The sequence below is a fragment of the Parabacteroides sp. APC149_11_2_Y6 genome (assembly GCF_054506995.1).
This window is the reverse complement of sequence record NZ_CP173709.1, coordinates 1,521,652-1,533,744: the sequence shown is the minus strand read 5'-3', so window position 1 is coordinate 1,533,744 and position 12,093 is coordinate 1,521,652. Positions and strand designations below refer to the sequence as shown.

General features: G+C 44.2%; 8 protein-coding genes. 1 reads left to right on the top strand and 7 read right to left on the bottom strand.

Features of this window, described 5'->3' with window-relative positions; all coding sequences use genetic code 11:
* Positions 1-101: 101 nt before the first annotated feature.
* Positions 102-551 (top strand): YhcH/YjgK/YiaL family protein, encoded by a 450-nt coding sequence (locus ACGE0T_RS06205; RefSeq protein WP_459189663.1) that lies wholly within the window; start codon positions 102-104, stop codon positions 549-551.
* An 18-nt stretch (positions 552-569) separates the two neighbouring features.
* On the opposite strand, the gene ACGE0T_RS06200 is transcribed toward ACGE0T_RS06205, so the two are convergent.
* From ACGE0T_RS06200 to ACGE0T_RS06170, 7 genes are all read right to left on the bottom strand, one after another.
* The gene (locus ACGE0T_RS06200; protein WP_459189662.1) at positions 570-1,475 is read right to left on the bottom strand and encodes a glycyl-radical enzyme activating protein; all 906 of its coding nucleotides are present in this window, start codon (positions 1,473-1,475) and stop codon (positions 570-572) included.
* Positions 1,476-1,584: 109 nt separating this feature from the next.
* Positions 1,585-4,023, bottom strand: a complete 2,439-nt coding sequence (gene hypD, locus ACGE0T_RS06195) for a trans-4-hydroxy-L-proline dehydratase (RefSeq protein WP_459189661.1) — start codon at positions 4,021-4,023, stop codon at positions 1,585-1,587.
* 497 nt (positions 4,024-4,520) lie between these two features.
* Positions 4,521-6,962 carry a S9 family peptidase gene (locus tag ACGE0T_RS06190; protein ID WP_459189660.1) on the bottom strand — a complete coding sequence of 814 codons (2,442 nt, stop codon included), beginning with the start codon at positions 6,960-6,962 and terminating at the stop codon, positions 4,521-4,523.
* 821 nt (positions 6,963-7,783) lie between these two features.
* Positions 7,784-8,239 carry an ATPase gene (locus tag ACGE0T_RS06185; protein WP_459189659.1) on the bottom strand — a complete coding sequence of 152 codons (456 nt, stop codon included), beginning with the start codon at positions 8,237-8,239 and terminating at the stop codon, positions 7,784-7,786.
* Between the two features lie 53 nt (positions 8,240-8,292).
* On the bottom strand, positions 8,293-10,113 hold the full coding sequence (locus ACGE0T_RS06180) for a V-type ATP synthase subunit I (protein WP_459189658.1): 1,821 nt from the start codon (positions 10,111-10,113) through the stop codon (positions 8,293-8,295).
* Positions 10,110-10,733, bottom strand: a complete 624-nt coding sequence (locus tag ACGE0T_RS06175; RefSeq protein ID WP_459189657.1) for a V-type ATP synthase subunit D — start codon at positions 10,731-10,733, stop codon at positions 10,110-10,112. The genes ACGE0T_RS06180 and ACGE0T_RS06175 overlap by 4 nt, the downstream gene beginning before the upstream one ends.
* A 37-nt stretch (positions 10,734-10,770) precedes the next feature.
* Entirely contained in the window at positions 10,771-12,084 is a 1,314-nt protein-coding gene (locus ACGE0T_RS06170) for a V-type ATP synthase subunit B (RefSeq protein ID WP_459189656.1), read from the bottom strand.
* Between the last annotated feature and the right edge of the window lie 9 nt (positions 12,085-12,093).

The window sequence follows — 12,093 nt, the reverse complement described above, 5'->3', positions numbered from 1 at the left end:
AATTAATAGAAATATTTGCAGTAAGCGTCTATTATTTAACAATTAGATATACGACCTTTGCTTCGTATTCAAATGGATGAATACCATCAAAAACAACAAGTATGATACTCGACGCATTGAACAATTCTACCAAAATCGAATGTCTGCACCCTCTATTCAAAAAAGCATTCGACTATCTAAAATCTACAGATTTCTCTACAATGGAAGACGGCAAATATGAATTGGACGGTTCCCGCCTTTATGTTAGCATAGCCAGCCTCACCGGTAAAGACAAAACAGACGCAGCTATCGAAACACACAAAAAATATATCGACATACAAATGCCTTTATTGGGCGTTGAAAAAATAGGTTTCAAACCGGGTTGCGAATTACAGGAAGAAGAAGCTCCCTACAATGAAGAGAAAGACATTACCTTCTATGTAGACCGCCCTACTGCTTTCACAAAAATCTATCCGGGACAATTCGCTGTTTATTTTCCGGAAGACGGACACGCCCCTGGTATCGGACAAGGTAATATCCGCAAAGTAGTAGTAAAAATACAGGTGGAATAAAATCAGAACTTCTTTTTTCTATCCGCCGATTATAACCTGTATGCCGAAGCGTTCGAAAATGGCCTGACAACGTTTCACCGTATCATCCGACGGAGTTTTCATTACAAGATGGCCGGAATTATAAACCGTACCCAGCTTTTCATGTTTCCCTTTGCCTATATCGTGGTACAAAAGCAGGTTAACGGTTCTCCGGCTCCAGGGAAGGGATGATAAAAATTCAGCGGAACGGGTTATATTTTCTTCATCCGCATTCACTCCATCTATCAATGGGATACGGATATAAAACTCTTTTCCTGCCTCGGCAACCATTCTCAAATTGGAAAGAATCAACTCGTTCGGCACTCCGCAATACTGCTTATGTTTGGCTGAATCCATATGTTTCAGGTCCACCAGAAATAATTCGGTATGTGCCATGACTTCTTTTACTACTTCCGGACGGGCAAACAAAGTCGTATCCACTACACGGTGGATACCTTGCCTGCCACAACATTTCAGCAGTTCCAATAATTCCGCCGGATGCATCAACGGTTCCCCTCCGCAGAAAGTAACGCCTCCTTCCGAACGATCCATGAAAAGCGTTTCCTTTTCTATCTCTTTCATCAATCCGGCTGTGGAATATTCCCTACCGGAAATCTCCATTGCCAAAGAAGGGCACACCTCCGCACACATTCCGCAAAGCGTACAGCGGCCTGTATCCGTTACAATACCTTCTGCTGTCAATGCCAGTGCTTGCGAAGGGCATGCCTCCACACAAGTGCGGCAACCTATACATTTCTTCTTTGTATAAAGTTTTTCTTTCCCGACAGACAATCCTTCCGGATTATGGCACCATACACACGACAGCGGGCACCCTTTCATAAAAATGGTAATACGGATACCGGGACCGTCGTTGATGGCATATCTTTTAATATCGAAAACTAACATAAACCACTTTTTTCATGTGACAGTTGACATGTGACAGTTGACAATTAAAATACAGACAATATTTGTTTTTTCTTTTAACTGTCAACTGTCACTTGTCAACTGTCAACTATTAAAACTCTTCCTGTTCCGTCCGTGCAATCACATCTGCTTGCAGGTCTGCATTCATATCGTTGAAGTAATCGCTGTAACCGGCTACACGTACCAACAGGTCACGATAGTCTTCAGGGCATTTCTGGGCGGCATAGAGAGTTTCCGTATCCACTATATTGAATTGGATATGATGGCCACCCAGAGCAAAATAAGAACGGATCAGGGATGACAACTTGGAAATATCTTCTTCCCGTTTCAGCAGGCTGGGCAGGAAACGCTGGTTCAGCAAAGTTCCTCCACTCTTCACCTGGTCTAATTTACCAAGGGATTTAACTACGGCAGACGGTCCGTGCGTATCCGCTCCATGAGAAGGAGATGTTCCGTCGGAGATTGCTTTACCCGCCAGACGGCCGTTGGGAGTTGCTCCCATTACCTTGCCAAAATATACATGGCAGGTAGTAGACAACATGTTCAGATGGAAACATTCGCCCTTTGTATTCGGCTTGCCTTCGATAGTTTCATACAAATCATTAAATACACGGACAGCTATTTCATCGGCATATGCATCATCATTGCCAAAGAAAGGCGTACGGTTCAGGATAGTCTGCCTCATCACTTCTGCCCCCGAGAAATTAGCCGCCATTGCTTTCAGCATCTCATCCATCGTGAAACGCTTATCCTCGAATATATGTTTCTTCAAAGTGGAAAGACTGTCGGTGATAGTTCCCAAGCCGGTACACTGGATATAAGTTGTATTATAACGCGGACCGCAATTATAATAATCACGTCCTTTAGCTATGCAATCATCAATAAAGAGGGAAAGGAATGTTGCCGGGGCATATTTGGCAAACATCCGGTCGATATAATTGCTGACCCGTACTTTCATGTCCACGAAGTAGCGGACCTGTTCCATAAAAGCGGCATACAGTTCATCATAAGTGGTAAACTTACGCGGGTCGCCCGTTTCCAGACCGACCTTACGGCCGGATACCGGGTCTATTCCATTATTTAATGTCACTTCCAGTATCTTAGGCACATTCAGGTAGCCGGTCAATACATACGCCTCTTTTCCAAATGCTCCTACTTCGATACAACCGCTACAACCGCCTTCGCGGGCATCCTGCAAAGATTTGCCCTGCCTCATCAGCTCCTGGATATAAATATCCGGATTGAATACGGAAGGATAACCATGTCCCTGACGGATTACTTTACATCCTGCACGAAGGAAGCGTTCGGGAGTACGGGCACTGATATGGATGGCACTGCCCGGTTGAAGGATATGCAGTTCTTCGATAGTCTCAAGCATTATGTAAGAAACTTCACTCACACCATCGCTTCCATCCGCCTTTACTCCTCCGATATTAAGGTTGGTAAAATCGTTATAGGTCCCGCTCTCCTTTGCCGTAATGCCTACCTTGGGAGGTGCGGTATGGTTATTTACTTTAATAAAGAAACAAGACATCAGTTCTTTAGCCTGCTCACGGGTTAAACTGCCCTCCGCTATCCCCTTTTCATAGAAAGGAGCCAAATGTTGGTCGAAATGCCCCGGATTCATAGCATCCCAGCCATTCAGCTCGGTAATGGTTCCGAGGTGCACAAACCAATACATTTGGATAGCTTCCCAGTAATCACGCGGTGCATGGGCCGGAACCCAGCGGCAAACTTCAGCGATACGACGCAATTCTGCGGCACGCTTCGGGTCTTTTTCCGTCATAGCCATTTCATCTGCCAAGTCTGCATGACGTTCCGCAAAAAGAATAGCTGCATCACAGGAGATAGACATGGCAGTCAGTTCTTCCTGTTTATCGGTTGCCTCCGGATCATTCATAAAGTCCAGACTATCCAGTCCAGCTTGGATACGTTCTTTCAAATCCAACAAACCGTATTGGTACACTTTTCCGTCGAGAGCGGTATGACCGGGCGCACGCTGTTCCATAAACTCGGTAAACATACCTACTTCATAGGCTTCCCTCCATTCTTTCGGGACATGGTTGAAGATGCGTTCACGCTGGGTCCGTCCCTCCCAATAAGGGATTACTTCGCGTTCGTAGGTATCTATATCTTCCTGGCTGATGGTATACCGTTGCAGTTCGCGGGTATTCAGCACATGCAAGTCTTCCACACTGTGGCAGGTCAGCTCCGGAAAAGTAGGCACACATTTCGGCTTAGGGCCACGTTCGCCCACAATCAGCTCGTCATCCCCGATATAAATAGTTTTCTGTTTACAGATTTCCAGAAAGTTCATTGCACGAAGAACCGGAATCGGATATTTACCGTAGTTTTCTTTATAAAAGCGGGTTTCTATCAACGCCCGTTCGATAGACAGAGACGGCTCGGCTTCAAATGTTTGTTTACGTAAACGTTTGATACGTTCGTTCATTCCATATTCATTTGCCTCAACTGCCGGGGCAAAATTCGATGCACTGCGAGGTGCACGCTGTGCTGTGATTGTATCCATATTGTATAAGTATTTATTTTAGTTTGAAGATGAAGCATACAAACAACCGACTGCCGCAACGCAGATTCATATTGTTTATAGCCGATAAAGATTTACCTCTTGCCGGAAAGCAAGAATGAAGAAAAGAAAAACTACCTGGAATAGAACATCAGGCAGTTGAAAAGCCGTCTGTAAGATTTAACGAGCATATCTAATCGAATTACGCCTAACACATTCTATTTGAATATGTAGAACACAGCAAACATATGGATTTTTATTGAAATTGCAAAAATATTGGGAATAAATCCTCCCATCTATTATAAACAGAGAAATAAAGGTATACGAATAAAAAGGAGATGTGTCAAAAGCATCTATTAGGGAACACAGACTACGCAGACAGAGCGCAGATTTACGCAGACCATATTTTTTCAATAAATAATCTGCGTGTTCTGCGTAATCTGCGTTCCCTAATAGCTTTTTAACACATCCCCTACCAAGTCTCTTCTTCTATTTTACATTCAGCGATTGGGAATATTCACAGAAGTTTCCTGTTTTCCCAATAAATGCTGGGAGAAATAATCGACCAAACGCCAATAGAAATATTCGTCCATATCGCCAAAGCTATGACGCTGTTGCGGCAATACCAACATATCGAAACGTTTGTTGGCACGAATCAGGGCGTCAACTACGCGAAGGCTGTTTCCCGGATGTACATTGTTGTCGATATCACCGTGTACGAGCATCAAATGGCCTTTCAATTGCTTGGCAATCTCCGGGTTTGTCTTGATTTGGTAAACGAATGTAGTATCCCCCTTATCCGTTACCACTTCTTTTACCCCATGATGAGTTTCACTCCACCAACGGTTGTAGATGCGGTTATCGTGGTTGCCTGCACAAGATACGGCTACCTTAAAGAAATCCGGATATTGCAGGATAGCAGCAGTAGACATAAAGCCGCCACCGGAATGTCCGTGGATACCTACACGGTTCACATCAATGAACTTGTACTTATCGGCAAGCTGGATGATAGCAGCTTTCTGGTCTGCCAATCCATAATCGCGCAAATTACCGTAGCCATAGTTATGATACCATTTGGAACGGCTCGGATGTCCTCCGCGGTTACCAACAGAAACCACAATAAAGCCGGCTTGAGCCAAACGGTCCGTACGCACGCTCATACGGCTGAACGGGTAAACGGTAGCTTCCACCTGCGGGCCCGGATATACATAATCGATAATCGGATATACTTTCGTCGAGTCGAAATTGAAGGGCTTATACATAACGCCATACAAGTCGGTAACGCCATCAGCCGCCTTTACCTTAAACGGTTCGGGGAATTTATATCCGGCTGCCAGCAATTGGGAGAAATCGCTCTCTTCCAGTTTCATAATCTTGCGTCCGGTATTATCCAGCAAATCGGTACAAGGAATTGTGTTCACACGTGAATAGTTGTTTACGATATACTGTGCGTTATCATCGATACGTACGTTATGGAAATAATCCCCTTCGGTCACCAACTGCAAACCGGAACCATCCAGGTTTACACGGTACAGGTGTTCATAATAAGGATTTTCATCTTTTTCTTTTCCATTGGCAAGGAAATAAACCACGCGCTTTGCATCATCCACCTTTACAATCTGGTCTACATGCCAGGGGCCGGAGGTGATACGGTTCTTCAGATTGCCTTTATCATCATACAGGTACAGGTGCGCCCAACCGTCGCGTTCGCTCCAATGGACAAACTCTTTCCCATCATTAACGGCAGCCAGCGGACGAATTTCCTGATAAGTATTCATGCGCTCTTCAATCATCGGACGTATACTGTCCTCGCCGATAGTATACGAGCAGATGTCGATACGGTGCAGGTCGCGGCTTGAACGGGTAAGAAAGAAACGTTTGTTATCACCCAGCCAATAATTAGCCTGCTCTTTCATATCACGTTGTTTCTGCAAACGGGGTTTACGCACCAGGCCTAAACTTTGGTCCTTAAATGCAGACGTGCGGATTTCCTTATAAGAATTATTGCTCATGTCGAACAGATAAAGATGTTCTACAGGAGCTTCTTTCTCGCCGGGCATCTGATATTTATAGGTTTCCAACGTAGGACGGGGTGATGCCATCGAGTTTATTACCCAAAGGTCTTTTACAGTGCGGCTGTCTTCCACTGTTACGGCAAAATGGCGGGAATCCGGCGACCATACAATCCCCCACACGGCTTTCCGCTTGCCGTTGCATAAAGTATCCGTATTCAACAGGCTGTAAGGTTGTCCAAAGCCGAAATCCTTCACACCGAATGTAGTCAGTTGGATATCGGTTACGGTGCTGTCTTTATCATCTTTCTTCAGCTTTTCATAATCTTCCCTCGACATACGGTAAAGGTTCAGGTCTTTTGCATAAACCACCGTTTTTCCGTCCGGCGAGAAGGAAGCCCAATCCGGATATTCGGTTTCTTTTTTCTTATCTTCCAACCAGGTCAATTTGCGTGTCGGATAATCATAAGAGAAAAAGAAAATTTCCTTTTTATTCTTGTCATCTTTCTTGTCTGTACTGTCTTTCTTGGCGTCTTGGGAGGAAGTGATTTGGAAAGTAAAAGTACGTCCGTCGGCCTGAGCCTCCAGTTTCTGGATAGGAAGTTGCTGGGCTGTAAACGGGTCTTTCACAATCTCTGTAAGCTGGGAGGCAATTTCATCCAGATTGAACAAGGGATGTTTGCTCTTAGCCGAGGGATTGACTACATACCAGGCGTTGCCGTTGCTTGTTTTATACTCGTACCAGAAGCTATTGCCATTCTGGAACCAATGCGGGTCTACAGTGGTAGAAAAAAGCATTGTATTCAGCTTTTCCTTTGTAAACCGTTCTGCTTGTACATAACCGGGCAGCCGTTCCGAAGACTGGCTGTAGGCGCTTGTGCCGTGCAGTAATCCGGCACACAGCATCATAAATAGTACATGTTTTTTCATCTGACGAAATTTGGTATTTTTTACAAAAATAGATAATGTTTTTTCAAAAATCAACCGATTAATAAGGTTTTATCCTTAACCACCAGCATCACCATTTTTAGAAAAATGACAGTTTTTTGGAAGAAAAAACGACAATACTATCAAATATCACTCTTTATGCTAACTATCCCTATAAATAAAAATCGCATTCCAGCATTTTCTCAGGCGTTTTTACCTGCAAAAACAGGCAATATTACCACTATCCGGCACATAAATGCCATTATTCAAGATAAATTTCCACCTATATTCCACATAAAAGACTACTATATGCGGAGTAAATAACAACTATCTGCGCGGATAAAAGCAGTATGTTTTGACTTCAAAACATATATGTTTCGATTTTAAAGCATATATGCTTTGTTTTCAGATGTTATCGGGTATCGACGCGGTTCTGGAATGGTTATAAAACCAGACTTGACAGGAATATCAATTTGATTGTTATTTTTCATAAAACATAACATTATATTTAGGCACGGATTTCGCGGATTACACGGATTAGTATATGACGTATTTTACTAATCCGTGTAATCCGCGAAATCCGTGCCTAATAAATCAATTTCCGGACTCCATTCAATTAGTAACCCCTTCGTCATTTCTTATGACAAATCGACAAACCTTAACTTCGCGAGAGCGGCATATTTGAAAGAGGCGCCGTCTCTCTACCCATACAAAAGAAGGAGCATACAGGTTTATTATCAAAATGTCAAAATGACATTTTGATAATAAACAAAAAAAGGCCACCTCCGAAGAAGCAGCCTTTTCCTTTACTCTCTTATTTTATATTATGCTACAGGCAGTGTACCACCAATCAGGATAACCACCAACAATGCAAGGATAGCATACAATTCGGGGAATACGGCCATCACCATAGTTGCACCGAATACGTTATGACCTGCACCTACACCGGCAATACCGTTAGCACAAACCTGTGCCTGGCGGATAGATGAATAGAAACCGGCAAATCCTAATACCAATCCTGCTCCGAATACACCCGTTGCAGTCAACATGGAAATACCTTCCACCAGGAATTTCTGCATCATAAAATAACCAACGAAACCGTACAAACCTTGTGAAGAAGGCAATGCACTCAACGCAATATAAGTACCCAGTGCATCCGGGTTTTTCTTCATTGCTCCCACTACTGCGTTACCGCAGATTGTTACACCATAACTACTGCCAATGAAGGTTAAACCTGTCATTATTGCAATACCCAGATAAGCTAATAAAATTGGTTCCATAATAAAAACTGTTTTAATTTATTCTTTTGTTATTATTTAATTTACTTGTTTGATTATAATTTCCGGAACGGTTGGTATTCCTTACCGCCACCTTCAAATTCCGCATTCTTGTAATATTCCACAAAAATAAGACGAAGCGGGTGAACCAGCGAACTGATTGTACACAATCCGATATTGATAGCATGTCCTACCAGCAAAATAAGCAGCATACAAATCACGCGTAATACCACATTCATGCCTTCCGTCATATCCACTGCCAACGAATTGAATACACCACCCAGGATAGAACCGGTCAATCCGATTGCAAACAAACGGATGTAAGATAAGGTATCTCCCAACAGGCCGGATGCCATATTGTAGGTATTCCATAATCCTGTACCGAAGTTCAGGAAGATGTTCTTGCCCGGCGTGTTATACAGGAATGCCACCAATACGCCTACGGCAGCTATACCCATAAAGATATTCGTTGCTATTTCCGGCAGATGGACATTCAGCATCGGCAAGCCGAAAGCACAGCATAAAGCTGTAATGATAAATACCCAGGCAAACGGGGCTATACCATACTTGGTCCCTTTCTGTGACATAATTTTCAATGCCGCAACAGCTTTGCCGAATATGATTTGAACCAATCCGATAATGATTGAGAAGGTCATCAGGTTGTCGCTGTTTACAAAGTATTCCTTCACAGATGCCAATGCCGGAATTTTTGCAAGTTCTATACCGAAGAATGAACCGGTACAAGTACCGACTATCACGGCTGCCAGTCCCAAATACTGGAACAGTGTCAGATAGGGTTTAAAGTCCGGATTAACCTTCTTCTTCAGTATCGTACAAACAATCAGCACCAACAAGCCGTATCCACCGTCGCCGAAGCAAAGCCCGAAGAACAGCATGAAGAACGGAGCAAAGAACGGAGTCGGGTCAAATTCGCTGTAATTGGGAAGCGAGAACATCTTTGTAATCGGTTCGTACAACTTGCTGAATTTATTGTTCCGCAACTTAATGGGTACCTTATCTCCCTCTTCTATATCCAACTGCTGGAAGTAATAACCGTCTTTTTCAAGCGCTTCTTCCATAGCCGGAGCTTCTTCCGTAGGAACAAATCCTTCCAGAAGCATCAGCTTGTCGCCCGCCTCGCGGTCGGTCTGAACAAGGGTATTGGACAGGTTAAATTCGTTCTGGATATGCTTCTCCACTTCAATTAATGTGTTGTATTGGCAGGCAGCATATTCTTTCAACCGGTTTTCCAGTTGCTTCATATTTTCCAGCAACAAGTCATATCCTTTACGCAACTTCGCCAAACCGCGGTCCGGCATCTTAGGCCGTTCGGCATCTATTTCGATGGGTGTCCCTTCCTTCGTTACCGTAACAAAATAAGTAACCGACTGGTAGTTGTTCACCAGAAAAGCATTATACTCTTCTCCCCATTTCGGCTCATATTTGGATGTCGGACAAGAAAAGAACGTAACGTCATATCCGGCGCGTTTCAGGCGGTTGAAGTTGGCATAACTGAAATCGCCCCATATTTCCATATAGGAGATATCCTTCTCCAATGCAGCTTTAGCTGCGAGATATTGTAACTTCTTTTCCTGCAAATCTTCGAGCTTATGGACTAACTTCAAGCCGTCTTTCTTAGTAAGCTCGCGAGCCGGGGCAAGTGTAACTCCCTTATTCTGCGAATTCAGGGCTTTACAGAAACGTATAGCCTGATTCACCTGCTTCCGTTCGGCTATCAGTGCCTGCAACTCGGCATTGTCGAGGATAGAATTGGTTTCCTTTACGTGCAGGACACCCAGGTTGCGAAGTGTATCCAAGAACGTATCATATTCCCTATGGTATACCATAAAGGCATATTTGCTCATCTTTACTATCATACTTCAGCCTCCTCTGCTTCTTCTTTTGCTTTACGCTTTTCCTGATTAGCTCTCATGATCTTTTGTGACGATTTGGACAGGCTTTCTTCGTCTTCCATAAATCGTTTCACCTTACGGATCGCATCTTTATAGCCCGGTATCTGCACTTTCTCAAAGAGGTTGACCTTCTGAGTAGTCTTCTTCCGCGCATGCTCCAATAACTCCAGTTTCATCCCCGAAAACTCGGCTTCTATACCGGTACGTGCCAATTTCTTGAGCAAGTCTATACCATCGGTAAACCATGCCGGGGCATTGAACAGGCTGTAACGTCCAATCTCAAACTGAATCTCATCCAGCAACGGTACCATCACGCCTGCAATCTTCTTTGTAGAGAGCGAGACGTCTTTTACCCGGATAAGTTCAGGATTGAACTCGTTCCACAAGGCTACCATATTCTCATAGCTTTGTATTTCCTGTTCCAACTGAAGTTCCAATCTTGTCACTTCATCCTTGGTGCGCTTTACTTCGATACGCAGTGCGCTTTCCTTGCTCTTGATCGTTGGCAGGGAACGCTCACGCATCTTCAGTTGCTTTTCCAATTGCTGAAGGGAGGTTTTATTATATTGAAACTTTATTGCCATATTTTATATTTTTCGTTGAAGCAACCTGATGTTGCCCTTACTTCTTCCAGTATTTGTCTACCAATGCCTGCTTGATGTTTACTTCGGCAGGCTTGAAGTATTCGCCGAACAAATCCCAGGCCACATCGAGCATTTCTGTCGTATTCAGGTTGACGTCGATAGCCAGCAGCTTTTCGGAATAATCCTTTGCAAAGGCAAGTGTACGGTTGTCGTAGTCGGTCAGGTCGAAACCATTCTCCATCTTTGTCTTTGCATTGGCAGCATCGGCATACAGACGTACGGCAGCATTCATCACCTGCGGGTGGTCTTCGCGCGTTTTCTTACCTGTTACCAACTGTTTCAAACGGGACAAACTACGGAACGGGTCTACAATAACCTTACCTACGTCGCTATCCTTACGCAAGTATAACTGGCCTTCGGTAATATAACCGGTATTATCGGGTACGGCATGGGTAATATCGCCACCGGAAAGAGTGGTCACGGCAATAATCGTAATAGAACCGCCATCGGGGAACTGTACGGCCTTTTCATAAATCTTGGCAAGGTCCGAATACAATGAACCCGGCATTGAGTCCTTGGAAGGAATCTGGTCCATACGGTTGGATACAATAGCCAAAGCATCCGCATAGTTGGTCATGTCGGTAAGCAATACCAACACTTTTTCATTCTTCTGCACAGCAAAATACTCGGCAGCACACAGCGCCATATCCGGGATAAGGATACGCTCTACAGACGGATCTTCCGTTGTATTGATAAAGCTGACAATACGGTCCAAAGCCCCTGCATTGCTAAATGTATTCTTGAAGAACAGGTAGTCGTCGTTTGTCATCCCCATACCACCCAGGATAATCTTATCGGACTGGGCACGCAGTGCCACCATTGCCATTACCTGGTTGAACGGCTGGTCAGGGTCTGCGAAGAACGGAATCTTCTGTCCTGTTACCAAGGTATTGTTCAAGTCGATACCTGCAATACCAGTAGCAATCAGTTCCGAAGGCTGCTGGCGGCGTACCGGATTCACAGAAGGGCCTCCGATTTCCACCTCTTTACCTTCCGGTATAGGCCCGCCATCGATTGGTTCGCCATAGGCATTGAAGAAACGTCCGGCAAGCTGGTCGCCCACTTTCAAAGAAGGCGCTTTGCCCATAAACACTACTTCGGCATTCGTACGGATACCTTCCGTACCGGAGAATACCTGCAACGTAACCTCATCACCGATAATCTTTACCACCTGGGCCAACTTACCGTCTACGGAAGCCAACTCATCATACCCTACTCCTGTTGCTTTCAACGAACAGGTAGCTTTTGTAATCTGGGTAATCTTTGTATATATTTTTTGAAATGCTTTCATAAAACCTCG